Origin of the sequence: Pseudacidovorax intermedius, from assembly GCF_003350475.1 — a bacterium.
Classification (GTDB): domain Bacteria; phylum Pseudomonadota; class Gammaproteobacteria; order Burkholderiales; family Burkholderiaceae_C; genus Xenophilus; species Xenophilus intermedius.
Window position 1 is genome coordinate 418,666 of sequence record NZ_QQAV01000003.1, and the last position, 14,742, is coordinate 433,407.

Genomic DNA, 14,742 nt, shown 5'->3' on the forward strand with positions numbered 1-14,742 from the left:
AGCCGGAGGTTCAACCGTGCTCGCGCGCCCCGCCAAGGCACACGAGCGCCTGGCCCAGGCCGGCCTGGCCATCACGGCGGCCTGCACCATCCTGCAGATCGTGCTGGGCGGCCGTGCCTGGCAGGTGGCCGCCGCGCTGGGTCTGGCGGTGTTCATTGCGGCGGCCTGGTCGCGCGTCAGCAGACAGGCGCGGCTGTTCGCCGGCTTGGCCGTGCCAGGCGCACTGCTGGTGTGGCTGCTGGCGCCCGCGCCGGCCCCTGTGCTGCAAGCCGCGGTGGGGCAGAGCACGCAGTTCGCCGCGCTGCTGGCCGCCCTGGCGACGCTGCGCCTGCCGATGCGCCGCTCGCCGCTGATGGGCCGCGCCGCCGCCTCCCTGCTCGCCGCCAGCCCCGGTGCGCGGCACGGCACCGTGCTGTTCGGCAGCCACTGGCTGAGTCTGATGTTCAGCTTCGGCGTGGTGCCCATGATGGGCGAACTGCTGGAGCGCGCAGGCCTGCATGTGCGCTCCAGCACGGTCGCCCGCGGCATGCTGGCCACCGTGATCCGCGGACTGGCCATGACGACCACCTGGTCGCCCATGGCGATCAGCTTCGCCATCGTGAGTGCGGCCTTCCCCATGCTGGGTGTGCTGCCCTTCGTCGGCGCCGGGATGCTGGTGGCTGCATTCCTGCTGGGCGTGGAGACCTGGAGCGAGCGCCGCGTCGTCACCGAACCCGCCGGCCCGGACGCCGCGCCGGTGCCCGCCTCGCCTTCGGACCGGCGCGCCCTCTGGCTCATCCTGGGCATGAGCGTGCTGCTCTTCCTGGCCACGCTGTCGCTGCACGCGGCAACAGGCTGGAGCTTCATGGCCTGTGCCACGCTGACCATCCCCACCCTCAGCCTGGTCTGGGCGCTGGCGCAGTCCCGGTCGCGGCAGCGCGAGGACGGCCATGGCCGCCACGGCGCGCGGGCGGCACTGTCGCACTTCTTCGAGGTCCTCACCGAGACCCGCAGCGAGATCTTCATCTTCTCGGCCGCCATCTTCATCGGCCAGGGCGTGCTGGCCGTCGCGCATGCGGCGGGCCTGGGCGCGGGCGGTACCGGCCTGCCCGGCTGGCTGCTGCCGCTGCTGTGCCTGGTCACCATTCCGCTGGTGGCAGCCCTGTCGGTGGCGCCCACCATCGCCGTGCTGATCTGGGCGCAGGTCTTCGCGGGCACAGCCTCCGCACTGGCAGCGCCGCTCACGCACGCGCTGGCGCTGACGCTGGGCTGGTCGCTGGCCATCACGGTCTCGCCCGTGAGCGCCACGCTGCTGCTGGCGGGCGCCATGACCGGCGTGCCGCCGCGCGAGATCGCGCTGGGGTGGAACCGCGGCTTCGTGCTGCGCAGCGGCCTGGTCGCCGGCGCCGTGCTCGCCGGTCTCTACGCGCTGGGCTGCTGAGGGCCGAGCGCACGGGCCTGGCCCGCGATGTCCGCCTGCGCGGTGCGCAGCGCAGCCTCCACCCGCTGCCGCAGCGGCGCATCCAGCCGATGGGCAGGCACGGCCACCGACACCGCCGCCAGCGGGACGCCCATGGCATTGACGATGGGCAATGCCAGCGAGGCGACCTCCGGAATGCGGCCCGGAGCGCGGAACGCGACGGCGCCATCGGCCACCTCGCGCAGATGCGCAAGCAGCGCGTCGGCCTCTGCCCCCGCGGGCACGCCACAGCGCGCCAGCGTGGGCGCCCACTGGGCCATGCCGCGCATCGCCAGCATGGCCAGGCCGCCGGCCGTGTCGGTGATCGAGGCGCGCTCGCCCAGCGAGAACATGTAGGTCAGGCGCCGCCGGCAGACCTCGCGCCACATCACCAGCACCTCGTCGCCTTCGGCCTGCACCAAGAAGCAGCTCTCGTCGATGTCCAGCACCAGGCGGCTGAGCACCGGCTGGCTGATCTGCACGATGTCGGCTTCGGAGAGGTAGCGCCCGGCAATGCCGAGGATGCGGGAGCCCAGCGAATAGGCCCGGCTGAAGGCGTCGCGCCGCAGGTAGCCGGAACGCACCAGCGTGTCGAGGATGAGCGTGGTCGTGCTCTTGGGAATGCCCAGCCGCGCCGCGATGTCGGAATGCTTGAGCAGCCGGGCCTCGGCCACCAGCTCGATGATGTCGAGGGCGCGGCGCGCGGCGCGCACCTGCTTGGAATCTTCTGAAGAGGACTCGGGCGGGGGAGAGGAAGCAGTCACGATGGGCAAGCGGGTGAGCCATCGCGAGTGCACCCCGGCCAACGGCGCGAGGACTTTAGCACCCGGCGTGCCAGCAACCGCCCCTCACTCGGCCGCCTGCCGCAGCGTGGCGGCCACCGGCCGGCGCAGCACTTCGCGCAGGCTCCACCAGCCGGCGCCCAGGGCCAGCAGCGCGCCCACGATGGCGCCGAATAGCGGCACCAGCGGCGAGGCCGTCCAGCGGAAGTCGAACACCCAGCGCGCCAGCGCCCAGCCGATGGCCGAGGCCACGATGCTCGCCAACAGACCCGCGAGCAGCCCGGTGCCGGCCAGCTCCGCGCGCTGAACCTGCCGCAGCAGGGCGGCGCGGGCACCCAGCGCGCGCATCACGGCGAACTCGCGCGCCCGCTCCTCGCGCGTGGCGCTCACCGCGGCGAACAGCACCACCAGGCCCGCCGCGAGCGTGAAGCCGAACAGGAACTCCACCGCGCGGATCACCTGGTCCAGCACGCGCTGCACCTGGGCGATGGTGCTGCTCATGTCGACATTGGTCACGTTGGGAAACTGCCGGACCAGGGTGTTGTCGAAGCTCGCGCTTCCGTCGCCGGGCCGCCCCAAGACGGAAGGCGCCCCCTCGGGGGGCAGCGGACCTCGCGCAGCGGGGGAGCGTGGGGGCAGCTTTTCTGGTGCGCGGAAGGCGGCCAGATAGGTGACCGGCACCTCGGCCGGCATCGCTGCCAAGGGGTACATCACGAAGAAGTTCGCATGCAGCGAGCCCCAGTCCACCTTGCGCGTCGAGGTGATGCGGCCCTCGCTGGTCACGCCGCCGATGTCGAAGCGCAGCCGGTCGCCCAGCTTCAGGCCCAGCGTCTCCATCAGGCCCTCTTCCACGCTCACGGCATCGGCCTCACCCGAGGTCCACGCACCCTGCACGATGCTGTTGTGGCCCGGCCGGTCGGCGGCATTGCTGAGGTTGAACTCGCGGTCGACCAGGCGCTTGGCGCGGTCCTCGCTGTAGTCGTCGGGGGTGACCGGCTTGTCGTTGATGGCCACCAGCCGGCCGCGGAACATCGGGTACCAGTCGTACTGCGCCACCCCGCCCTGGCGCAACGCGTCCTGGAAGGCCTGCGCCTGGTCGGGCATGACGTTGATGACGAAGCGGTTGGGCGCATCGGGCGGCGTGGCCTGGCGCCAGCTGTCCACCAGGTCGGTGCGCAGCAGCACCAGCAGCATCAGCGCCAGCAGGCCCACGGCCAGGCTGCTGACCTGCAGCACCGCATACACCGGCCGCGCCGACACCTGCCGCGTGGCCAGCACCAGCCAGCGCGGTGCGCTGCCTTCGCGCACCACACGCCGCAGCATCAGCACGGCCAGCCAGGCCAGCACCGCGAACACCGCCACCGCGCCGGCGAAGCCGCCGACGGCGATCAGGCCCAGCTTGAGGTCGCTGCTCGCGGCCAGCAGCAGGGCCGCGAAGCCGGCCACGCCCAGGCCGAGCACCGCCGCCGACGCCGGCCGCAGCGCACCCAGCTCGCGGCGGATGACCCGCAGTGGTGGCACCTGCGCCAGCTGCAGCACCGGCGGCAGACCGAAGGCGAAGAGCAGCGTGAGACCCATGCCCACGCCGAATAGCGCGGGCGATGCCGTGGCAGCAGGCAGGTCGCCATCGACCAGCCCCGCCAGCAGGCGCACGAACACATGGTGCACCGCATAACCGATGGCCACGCCCGCCAGGCTGGCGCCCAGGCCAATGACGCCGAACTCGACCGCGTAGGCCCCGGCGATGGTGCGCTGCCGCTGGCCCAGCACACGCAGCATGGCGGCGCCGTCCAGATGCCGGGCCGCGAAGCCGCGCGCCGCCAGCGCCACGGCCACGGCCGACAGCAGTGCGGCCAGCAGGGCCACGAGGTTCAGGAATTTCTCGGCCCGGTCCAGCGTCTGGCGCATCTCGGGCCGGCCGCTGTCCAGCGACTCCAGCCGGGCACCGCGCAGATCGCCGGCATCCAGGCGCTGCTGCACCTGGTCCGAAAAGCGCTTGACCGCCGGCGCCTCGCCCGCCACGGCAAGCCGGTAGCGGACGCGGCTGGCCGGCTGAACGAGGGCGGTGCGGGCCACGTCGGCCTGGTTCATCATGACCCGCGGCGCGAAGTTGAGGAAGCCGGCGCCGCGGTCGGGTTCGATCACCAGCACGCGGCGGATCGTGAGCGAGGCGTCGCCGAGCAGCAGGGTGTCGCCCACCTTCAGGTCCAGGGCTTCGAGCAGGCTGGCATCGACCCACACATCGCCGGGCGAGGGCACGTCGCGGGTGGCGGCGTCCGGCGCGCCGGCGGCATCGGCCACGCGCAGGCTGCCCCGCAGCGGATAGCCGGCCGTCACGGCCTTGAGCGCCACCAGCCGGCTCGCGCCCCCGCGGTCGTCGGGCGCCCGGGCCATGGTGGGGAAGTCGTAGGTCAGGGCCGACTGCAGGCCCTGGCCATGGGCTGCGTCCACTTGCGCCTGCGGTGGCGGGTTGTCCGTGACCAGCACCGCGTCGCCGCCCAGCAGCTGGCGGGCGTCGCGCGCCAGCCCGCCCTTGAGCCGGTCGGCGAAGAAGCCCACCGCCGTCAGCGCCGCCACGGCCAGCAGCACGGCCACGATCAGCAGGCGCAGCTCGCCCGCACGCAGGTCGCGGCGCAGCGTGCGCCAGCCAAGGAAAAGAGCGTCTTTCATAGGAGTGACGCACGATAGCCCAGCGCTTGCAGCCGCGCGGGAATGCGGGGCAATCCCGAAGGGATTTCCCGCATGCGCATCCGGGCGGCCGGCGGCCATGATGGTCCGGCGGACGCGGCGTCCTCCGACGCTGCCATGCGGCGGGCGCTGCAACCATGGCGGCCCAACCGATACGACGTCCAAGGAAGCCCATGAACGCCCTCGCCCGATCCGCCCTCGCCATTGCCACCCTCGCCGCCGCGGGCGGCCTGCTGGCCGGCTGCGACCCCAAACCCAAGGCCGAGACGCCCACCGCCGCATCAACCTCCGGCGCCAGTGGGACACCTCAGGGCATCAACCCCGCGCCCTCCCATGCGGGCGTAGACTCCGGCGCCCACAAGGGCCCGGCCGAAGGCAGTTCGGCCATCGGCGGGGTGGCGGCAGGCCAGGCGGCTGGCGGCCACACCGTCGATGGCCCCACACCGGCACCGTCCAGCGGCGACGGTGCGGCGCCCAAGAACTGAAGAGCACCCCGGCGGCGGCCCGAAGAATTCCCACGACAGACGCATCACAGCGCGACCCACGATGAAGCCCACGAAACCCGTGTCATTGCAGGAGGTTCGGTCATGGACATGAACCGCCGCCATTTCTTCCGCGTCAGCGGTGCCGGCCTGGTCGGCTCCAGCCTGGTGGCCCTGGGCTTCTCGCCCACCGCCGCGCTGGCCGAGACCCGCCAGTTCAAGCTGGCCCGCACCACCGAGACGCGCCAGACCTGCACCTACTGCTCCGTGGGCTGCGGCCTTCTGATGTACAGCCTGGGCGACAAGGCCAAGAACGTGAAGGCCTCCATCCTTCACATCGAGGGCGACCCGGACCATCCCGTCAACCGCGGCACGCTCTGCCCCAAGGGCGCCGGCCTGCTCGACTTCGTGCACAGCCCCAACCGGCTGAAGTACCCCGAAGTGCGCGAGCCCGGCAGCACCGAATGGAAGCGAGTCAGCTGGGACGAAGCCTTCACCCGCCTCGCCCAACTGCTCAAGGCCGACCGCGACGCCAACTTCCAGGCCACCAATGCCGCCGGGCAGGTGGTCAACCGCTGGATCTCGACCGGGATGCTCTGCGCCTCGGCTTCCTCCAACGAAACCGGCTATCTCACGCACAAGGCATTCCGTTCGCTCGGAATGCTCGCCTTCGACAACCAAGCCCGCGTTTGACACGGACCGACGGTGGCCAGTCTGGCCCCGACGTTCGGCCGCGGTGCGATGACCAACCATTGGCAGGACATCCAGAACGCTGATCTGGTCCTGATCATGGGCGGCAATGCCGCAGAAGCGCATCCGTGCGGCTTCAAGTGGGTCATCGAGGCCAAGAAGCACAACAAGGCACGCCTCGTCGTGGTGGACCCGCGCTTCACGCGCTCGGCCGCCGTGGCGGACTATTACGCGCCCATTCGCGCCGGCTCCGACATCGCCTTCCTGGGCGGCGTCATCCACTACCTGCTGAGCCAGGACAAGATCCAGACCGAGTACGTCCGCAACTACACCAACGCCCCCTTCATCGTGGGCCCGGACTACAAGTTCGAGGACGGCCTGTTCAGCGGCTACAACGCCGAGAAGCGCAGCTACGACAACAAGAGCTGGGGCTACGCGCTCGACGAGCAGGGCAATGCCAAGGTCGACATGACCATGCAGGACCCGAACTGCGTGCTGCAGGTCATGAAGCGCCACTATTCGCGCTACACGCCCGAGATGGTCAGCCGCATCACGGGCACGCCCCAGGACAAGTTCCTGAAGGTCTGCGAGTACATCGCCAGTACCGCGGTGCCCGGCCGCACCATGACCATCATGTATGCGCTGGGCTGGACGCAGCACAGCCAGGGCTCGCAGATCATCCGCACCGGCGCCATCGTCCAGCTGCTGCTGGGCAACATCGGCGCACCCGGCGGCGGCATGAACGCGCTGCGCGGCCACAGCAACATCCAGGGCCTGACGGACCTGGGCCTGCTGTCGAACTCGCTGCCCGGCTACCTCTCGCTGGCACGCGACACCGAGCAGACGCTGGACGACTACTACAAGCCCCGCGCCCTCAAGCCGCTGCGCCCCAACCAGATGAGCTACTGGCAGAACTACCCCAAGTTCTTCGTCAGCATGCAGAAGGCCTGGTTCGGCAAGGCGGCCACCAAGGAGAACGACTGGGCCTTCCACTACCTGCCCAAGATCGACAAGCTCTACGACGTGCTCCAGGCCTTCGAGCTGATGGACCAGGGCAAGCTCAACGGCTACATCTGCCAGGGCTTCAACCCCGTCGGCTCCTTCCCGGACAAGCACAAGATCGTGCGCAGCCTGTCCAAGCTCAAGTTCCTGGTCACCATCGATCCGCTGATGACCGAGACCAGCGAGTTCTGGCGCAACTTCGGCGAGCACAACGACGTCGACCCCAAGCAGATCCAGACCACGGTGTTCCGCCTGCCCTCCACCTGCTTCGCGGAGGAGAACGGCTCGGTCACCAACTCCAGCCGCTGGCTGCAGTGGCACTGGAAGGGCGCCGAGCCACCGGGCGAGGCGCTGGCCGACACCGAGATCGTGGGTCAGCTGTTCACGCGCTTGCGCGCGGCCTATGCCAAGGAGGGCGGCGCCTTCCCGGATCCGATCGTCAACCTGGCCTGGAACTACAAGATTCCGACTTCGCCCTCCCCCGAAGAGCTGGCGATGGAATACAACGGCAAGGCGCTGTCGGACCTGACCGACCCGAAGGATCCGACCAAGGTTCTGGCCAAGGCCGGCGAACAACTGGCCGGCTTCGGCCTGCTGCGCGACGACGGCTCGACGGCCAGCGGCTGCTGGATCTATGCCGGCGCCTGGACGCAGGCGGGCAACCAGATGGCGCGCCGCGGCAATGCCGACCCCTACGGCATCGGCATGGTGCAGGACTGGGCCTGGGCCTGGCCGGCCAACCGGCGCGTCCTCTACAACGCCGCCTCCGCCGACCCCAAGACCGGCAAGCCCTGGGTGACCAAGCGCCCGCTGGTGTTCTGGGACGGTGCCAAGTGGACCGGCGCCGACGTGCCGGACATCCGCCCCGACGCCAACCCGGCCGACCCGGACGCGGTGCGCCCCTTCATCATGACCGCCGAGGGCGTGGCACGCCTGTTCGCGCCCACCGGCATGGCCGAAGGGCCGCTGCCGGAGCACTACGAGCCCTTCGAGTCGCCGCTGGAGAACAACCCGCTTCACCCCAACAACAAGGTGGCGCGGGCCAACCCGGCGGCACGCATCTTCAAGGGCGACCTGGAGCGCCTGGGCGTGCCCAAGGACTTCCCGTACGTGGCGACCAGCTACCGCTTGACGGAGCACTTCCACTACTGGACGAAGAACGTCATGACCTCGGCCATCATCCAGCCGCAGCAGTTCGTGGAGATCAGCGATGTGCTGGCGAAGGAAAAGGGCATCGCCAATGGCGACTGGGTCAAGGTGTCGAGCAAGCGCGGCTACATCAAGGCCGTCGCGCTGGTCTCCAAGCGCATCTCGGTGCTGCAGGTGGACGGCAAGACGGTGCACACCGTCGGCCTGCCGAACCACTGGGGATTCGTGGGCGTGGCCAAGCCGGGTTACCTGGTGAACACGCTGACGCCGTTCGTGGGGGATGCGAACACGCAGACGCCCGAATACAAGTCCTTCACCGTCAACATCGAAAAAGCCTAGGGAAGGAGCGCACCCATGTCTTCACTCCAATCCCTGGACATCGCCAAGCGCTCGGCCACCACGGTGCAGCCGCCCGTGGTGCGCCACCAGCCGCAGGTGCAGCCGGTGGCCAAGCTGATCGACGTGTCCGCCTGCATCGGCTGCAAGGCCTGCCAGGTGGCATGCATGCAGTGGAACGACCTGCGCGACGAGGTCGGCACCACCCACGGCACCTACGACAACCCGATGGACCTCTCGCCGGCCTCCTGGACGGTGATGCGCTTCTCGGAAGTCGAGCCCGAAGAGGGCAAGCTCGAATGGCTGATCCGCAAGGACGGCTGCATGCACTGCGAGGACCCGGGCTGCCTCAAGGCCTGCCCGGCGCCCGGCGCCATCGTCAAGTACACCAACGGCATCGTCGACTTCATCAGCGAGCATTGCGTGGGCTGCGGCAACTGCGTCACGGGCTGCCCCTTCAATGTGCCGCGCATCAACAAGGCGGACAACCGGGCCTACAAGTGCTCGCTGTGCTCCGACCGCGTGGGCGTGGGCCTGGAGCCGGCCTGCGCCAAGGTCTGCCCCACCGGCGCCATCCAGTTCGGCACGAAGGAGGACATGCACGAGTACGCCGCCGAGCGCCTCGTCGACCTCAAGGAGCGCGGCTATGCCAATGCGGGCGTCTACGACCCGCAAGGCGTTGGCGGCACGCACGTCATGTACGTGCTGCAGCATGCCGACCGGCCCGAGCTCTACCACGGCCTGCCCAAGGATCCGACGATCAGCCCGCTGGTCTCGCTCTGGAAGGGCATCGCCAAGCCGCTGGGCCTGCTGGCCATGGCCGGCGCGGTGATCGGCGGCTTCTTCCACTACATGAAGGTGGGGCCGGTCGAGGCCAAGGAAGACAAGGATGCCGATGGCGTTGCCGATGACGGCGAGGTCGTCGTCATCGAGAAACCCGTCGCAGACCGCCGTGAAGGAGCCCAGCCATGAGCCGTGTCTACCTGCGCCGCTACAAGGACGGCACGCGGATGAACCACTGGTTCATCGTCGTCATGTTCTTCTGCGCCGCCCTCTCGGGCCTGGCCTTCTTCCACCCCGCGCTGTTTCCGCTGACCAACCTCTTCGGCGGCGGGCAGTGGACGCGCATCCTGCATCCCTTCATGGGCCTGCTGATGGTGCTGGGCTTCGTCTTCATGTTCTTCGGCCTCTGGCGCGAGAACCTGATCGACCGCAACGACGTCGAATGGATGAAGCGCTCGGGCCAGATGCTGGCCGGCCACAAGGAGCACATGCCGCCAGTGGGCAAGTACAACGCGGGCCAGAAGCTGGTGTTCTGGGTCATGGCGCTGTCGCTGCTGGTGCTGCTGGCGACGGGCTTCCTGTTCTGGAGTCCGTGGTTCGTGCACTACTTCCCGATCACGCTGCGCCGCATCGCGGTGGTGCTGCATGCGGCCTCGGCCGTGTTCTTGGTGCTGGCGGTGATCATGCATGTGTACGCCGCCATCTGGGTCAAGGGCACCATGCGGGCCATGACGCGCGGCACCGTCACCGAAGGCTGGGCGCGGCTCAACCATCCGGTGTGGCATCGCGAGATGACGGGACGCGACTGAGCACTGTCGCAGCCCTCGCGCGCCGGCCCGGCGCGCACCCTCCGCCCCACGGCGCCGCATCCGGGCCGTGGGGTTCGTTCTTCTGCAACGCCCGCTCCGGGATACCCCTGGCATGCGCCCTGACACGGCCATGCTCTAGCATTCGCCCCCGATGACCGAACCCAGCCACCCCGCCGCCTTCTTCGCCAGCACGCGGGTGCTCGAACCCGAGCAGATCGCGATGCAGGCCGGCCAGCGGGTGCCCTTCCTGCGCCTGCCGCAGCGCGCCACGGTCTTCGCCGACCGCGGCCTGCGACTGCGCCAGCTGGCCGCCGGCCATCCGATGCGCGACTACCTGCTCTTCGTGGCCGACATCGCGCAGGCCCAGCACGAGGCGCTGCAGCACCACCCGGACGTGAAGCTGCCCGACCTGGCCGCCATCGAGGCCGCCTCGCAGGCGCTGCGCCCGCCCCTGCCGGCCGACCTGTGGCCGCGCGACCCAGCCTGGCGCGCCGTGCTCCGGCAGGTGCTGGGGCCGCTGCGGGATCGCCTGCCGGAAGGCCCCGCGCGCGAGACCGTGCAGCGCGTGCTCGATGCCGACAGCGACTGGCTGGAACGCCAGGCCGGCCTGATCACGCAGGGCATCATGTTCGGCCTGGACCTGGGCACCGCGCCGCTGGTGGCGGCCGGCCTTCAGGTCTATTTCACGCACATCGCCATCGCCACGGCCGAGCAGCACGGCGCGCTGCGTGCCTTCGGCGTGACCGAGCCGCTCACCCGCTGCCCCTGCTGCGGCAGCGCACCCACCGCCGGCGTGATCCGCATCGGCGCCGACGATGCCGGCGTGCGCTACCTGCACTGCGCGCTGTGCAGCACCCAGTGGCACTACGTGCGCATCAAGTGCGCCCACTGCGAGAGCACCAAGGGCATCCACTACGAGTCGCTGGAGCCCGAGGGCGAGGCCGTGCCCGAGCGGCCGGTGGGCCTCAAGCCCGGCGCGGTGCGCGCCGAATGCTGCGACGAGTGCGGCCACTACCTCAAGCTCGTGGCCATGGACCGCGACCCCGAGGTCGAGCCCACGGCCGACGACCTTGCCAGCCTGCCGCTGGACCTGCTGGTGACCGAAGCCGGCCACGAGCGCATCGGCCACAACCTGATGCTGCTCTTCGGCGACCCCGAGCCCGAAGCCGCGGCCAATCACCCACCCGACGACGGCGGAGGCGGCTGATGGCCATGCCCGACGAGTCCGTGGTCCACGGCTCCAAGGCAAGTCCCCAGGATCTGCCCGCCGTCGACCGACTGCTGCGTGCCCCGGACACGCAATCCCTGATCGCCGCCCACGGCCACACACTGGTGGCCGGCGAGGCGCGCGCCCTGCTCGATGCCCTGCGCCCGCGTGCCATCGCGGGCCAGTTGCCCAGCGCGGAAGTACAGCCCGCCGCGCTTCAGGCCGCACTGCTCCAGCGCGTGCAGGCCCGGCTGGCGCCGCGCATGCAGCGGGTGCTCAACCTCACCGGCACCGTCATCCACACCAACCTCGGCCGCGCGCTGCTGGCCGACGAGGCCCTGGCCCATCTGCTGCGGCTGATGGCCGGCCCCAACAACCTGGAATACGACCTGGCCACCGGCGGCCGCGGCGACCGCGACACGGTGGTGGAAGAGCTGCTGACCACCCTGACCGGCGCCGAGGCCGCCACGGTGGTCAACAACAACGCAGCCGCCGTGCTGCTGACGCTGGGCGCGCTGGCGCGCGACCGTGAGGTGATCGTCTCGCGCGGCGAGCTGGTGGAGATCGGCGGCGCCTTCCGCATGCCCGACGTCATGGCCTCGGCCGGCGCGCACATGGTGGAGGTGGGCACCACCAACCGCACCCATCCGCGCGACTACGAGCAGGCCATCACCGAACGCACCGCGCTGCTGCTGAAGGTGCACACCAGCAACTACGCCGTGCAGGGCTTCACCGCGTCGGTCGACGAATCGGTGCTGGCCGGCATCGCCCATGCGCGCGGCCTGCCGGTGGCCACCGACCTGGGCAGTGGCTCGCTGGTGGACCTGGCGGCTTACGGCCTGCCGCGCGAGCCGCTGCCGCAGGAGAAGCTGGCCGCCGGCTGCGACGTGGTCACCTTCTCCGGCGACAAGCTGCTGGGCGGGCCGCAGGCCGGCCTGATCGTCGGCAGCAAGGAGGCCGTGGGCCGCATCCGCAAGTTCCCGATGAAGCGCGCCCTGCGCATGAGCAAGCTGCCGCTGGCCGCGCTGGAGGCCACGCTGATGCTCTACCTGCGCCCCGAGCGGCTGGCACAGGACCTGCCCACGCTGCGCCTGCTCACGCGTCCGCTCGAGGCCATCCAGGCGACCGCCCGCGCCGTGCACGGCCCGCTGGCCGAGGCCCTGGCACCGCGCTTCACGGTGGAGGCCGTGGCACTGCAGGGCCAGATCGGCAGCGGCTCGCTGCCGGTGGAACGGCTGCCCTCTGCCGGCCTCGCCCTCGCGCCTGCGGGCGTCGCGAAGAAAGGCACCGGCCGCGCGCTCGACCAGCTCGCCCAGGCGCTGCGCCAGCTGCCGCTGCCCGTGATCGGCCGCATCGCCGATGACCGCCTGCTGCTGGACCTGCGCTGCCTGGAAGAAGCCACCGACCTGCTCGGACAGCTGCCCCACCTGCGCGAGCGCCTCGCATGATCATCGGCACCGCCGGCCACATCGACCACGGCAAGACCACGCTGGTGCGTGCCTTGACCGGCGTGGACACCGACCGCCTGCCCGAGGAGAAGCGCCGCGGCATCTCCATCGAGCTGGGCTATGCCTACCTGCAGGCCGGCGACGTCTCCCTGGGCTTCGTCGACGTGCCCGGCCACGAGCGCCTGCTGCACACCATGCTGGCCGGCGCCACCGGCATCGACCATGCGCTGCTGGTGGTGGCCGCCGACGACAGCGTGATGCCGCAGACGCGCGAGCACCTGGCCGTGGTCGCGCTGCTGGGCCTGGACCGCGGCAGCGTGGCCCTGACCAAGATCGACCGCATCGACCCCGCCGAGCGCGAAGCCCGCATCACCCAGCTGCGCGCCGAGATCGCCGAACTGCTGGCGGGCACGCCGCTGGCTGGGTCACCGCTGTTCCCGGTCTCGGCCCAGACCGGCGAAGGGCTGGAGCCGCTGCGCCAGCACCTGCTTCAGGCCGCTGGCGAGGTGCGCGCCCACGACGACGCGCTGGCCTTCCGCCTGGCGGCCGACCGGGCCTTCACCTTGTCGGGCGTCGGCACCGTGGCCACCGGCACCGTGCATGCCGGTACCGCCCGCATCGGCGACGAGCTGCGGCTGGTGCCCGGCGAACGCAGCGCCCGGCTGCGCGGCATCCATGCGCAGAACCTGCCGGCCGAAGAGGCCCGCGCCGGCCAGCGCTGCGCCCTGGCCCTGGCGGGCCTGGCGAAGGAAGAGGTGCGCCGCGGCGACTGGCTGTGCGACCCGGCCATCGCCCTCGCCACGACGCGGCTGGACGTTCAACTGACGCTGTGGCCCGGCGAGGCCCACGCACTGCGCTCGGGCACGCCCGTGCATGTGCACCTGGGCGCCAGCGACGTGATGGCCTCCATCGCCCTCCTCGACCGCGACACCCTGACGCCTGGCGACACCGCCCTGGCCCAGCTGGTGCTGCGCGAGCCCGTCGCCGCCTGGCATGGCGACCGCGGCGTGCTGCGCGATGCCAGCGCCACGCGCACCGTGGCCGGCGTGCGCGTGCTCGACCCTGATGCGCCCGTGCGCTACCGCCGCACGCCGCAGCGCCTGGCCGAACTGGCGGCCTGGGCCCTGCCGGACCGCGCTGCGTTGATCGACGGCCTGCTGCAGGCCGCCCCGCTGGGCCTCGATGCCACCCGCCTGGCCCGCGCCCTGGCCCTGCCGGGCCCGGACGCGCTGATGCCCTTGCCCGCCGATGCGCTGCGCATCGACGGCATGCTGATCGCCCGCCGCCACCTGGAAGCCCTGCAGGCCCAGGTCATCGAGCGCCTGCGCGCCTTCCACGAGGCCCAGCCCGCCGAGATCGGCCCCGACGCGCGCCGCCTGCGCCGGCTGGCCGGCCCGCGCACCGACGATGGCCTGTGGCGCGCGCTCGTCGAGTCGCTGGTGGCCGATGGCCGCCTGGTGCGCAGCGCCCACTGGCTGCACCTGCCCGACCATGCGGCCCGCCTCAACGCCGCCGAAGAGAAGCTCGCGCAGCAACTGCTGCCGAAGCTGGCGGATGGCGGCTTCGACCCGCCCTGGGTGCGCGACCTGGCCAAGGACCTGGCCGCCAGCGAGGCCATGGTGCGCCAGACGCTGGCCAGCCTGGCCCGGCGTGGCGCGGCCTTCCAGGTGGTCAAAGACCTGTACTATCCGCTGCCCACCGTCGAGCGGCTGGCCGCACTGGCCCGCGACTGCATCCACGGCCCGGACGGCCTGCAGGCCGCCAGCTTCCGCGACGCCACCGGCCTCGGCCGCAAGCGCGCGATCCAGATCCTGGAGTTCTTCGACCGCGTGGGCTACACGCGGCGCGTCAAGGACACGCATCTGCTGCGGCCGGACACGGCGATGTTCGGGGGGCGGGGCGCATGAAGCGGCGTGCAGTGCCGGCCG

At 71.0% G+C, this 14,742-nt stretch carries 10 protein-coding genes; 8 read left to right on the forward strand and 2 right to left on the reverse strand.

Annotated elements, in window-relative coordinates:
* Positions 1–16: 16 nt before the first annotated feature.
* Positions 17–1,420 carry a hypothetical protein gene (locus DFR41_RS11490; RefSeq protein ID WP_114802791.1) on the forward strand — a complete coding sequence of 468 codons (1,404 nt, stop codon included), beginning with the start codon at positions 17–19 and terminating at the stop codon, positions 1,418–1,420.
* Here the strand turns inward: DFR41_RS11490 and DFR41_RS11495 are convergent.
* Together DFR41_RS11495 and DFR41_RS11500 are read right to left on the reverse strand one after the other, a co-directional pair.
* On the reverse strand, positions 1,402–2,202 hold the full coding sequence (locus DFR41_RS11495) for an IclR family transcriptional regulator (RefSeq protein WP_170159355.1): 801 nt from the start codon (positions 2,200–2,202) through the stop codon (positions 1,402–1,404). The two genes, DFR41_RS11490 and DFR41_RS11495, sit on opposite strands and share 19 nt — an antisense overlap.
* 84 nt (positions 2,203–2,286) lie before the next feature.
* Positions 2,287–4,890, reverse strand: a complete 2,604-nt coding sequence (locus tag DFR41_RS11500) for an ABC transporter permease (protein WP_114802793.1) — start codon at positions 4,888–4,890, stop codon at positions 2,287–2,289.
* A 191-nt stretch (positions 4,891–5,081) separates the two neighbouring features.
* Here DFR41_RS11500 and DFR41_RS11505 point away from each other — a divergent pair, with 191 nt between their 5' ends.
* The 7 genes from DFR41_RS11505 to selB all read left to right on the forward strand — a co-directional run bounded on the left by DFR41_RS11505 (position 5,082) and on the right by selB (position 14,721).
* Positions 5,082–5,393 (forward strand): hypothetical protein, encoded by a 312-nt coding sequence (locus tag DFR41_RS11505; RefSeq protein ID WP_114802794.1) that lies wholly within the window; start codon positions 5,082–5,084, stop codon positions 5,391–5,393.
* Between the two features lie 102 nt (positions 5,394–5,495).
* On the forward strand, positions 5,496–8,570 hold the full coding sequence (gene fdnG / locus DFR41_RS11515; protein ID WP_147284337.1) for a formate dehydrogenase-N subunit alpha: 3,075 nt from the start codon (positions 5,496–5,498) through the stop codon (positions 8,568–8,570).
* A gap of 15 nt (positions 8,571–8,585) precedes the next feature.
* Positions 8,586–9,539: a formate dehydrogenase subunit beta gene (gene fdxH, locus DFR41_RS11520; RefSeq protein WP_017760181.1), complete on the forward strand. Its 954-nt coding sequence runs from the start codon at positions 8,586–8,588 to the stop codon at positions 9,537–9,539.
* A complete protein-coding gene (locus DFR41_RS11525; RefSeq protein ID WP_114802796.1) occupies positions 9,536–10,159 on the forward strand; it encodes a formate dehydrogenase subunit gamma in 624 nt (207 codons plus the stop codon). Before fdxH ends, DFR41_RS11525 begins: the two co-directional genes overlap by 4 nt.
* Positions 10,160–10,310: 151 nt before the next feature.
* Positions 10,311–11,366: a formate dehydrogenase accessory protein FdhE gene (fdhE, locus tag DFR41_RS11530; RefSeq protein WP_114802797.1), complete on the forward strand. Its 1,056-nt coding sequence runs from the start codon at positions 10,311–10,313 to the stop codon at positions 11,364–11,366.
* On the forward strand, positions 11,366–12,814 hold the full coding sequence (selA, locus tag DFR41_RS11535; RefSeq protein WP_114802798.1) for an L-seryl-tRNA(Sec) selenium transferase: 1,449 nt from the start codon (positions 11,366–11,368) through the stop codon (positions 12,812–12,814). The genes fdhE and selA overlap by 1 nt, the downstream gene beginning before the upstream one ends.
* Positions 12,811–14,721, forward strand: a complete 1,911-nt coding sequence (gene selB / locus DFR41_RS11540) for a selenocysteine-specific translation elongation factor (protein ID WP_114802799.1) — start codon at positions 12,811–12,813, stop codon at positions 14,719–14,721. Before selA ends, selB begins: the two co-directional genes overlap by 4 nt.
* The last annotated feature ends 21 nt before the right edge of the window (positions 14,722–14,742 follow it).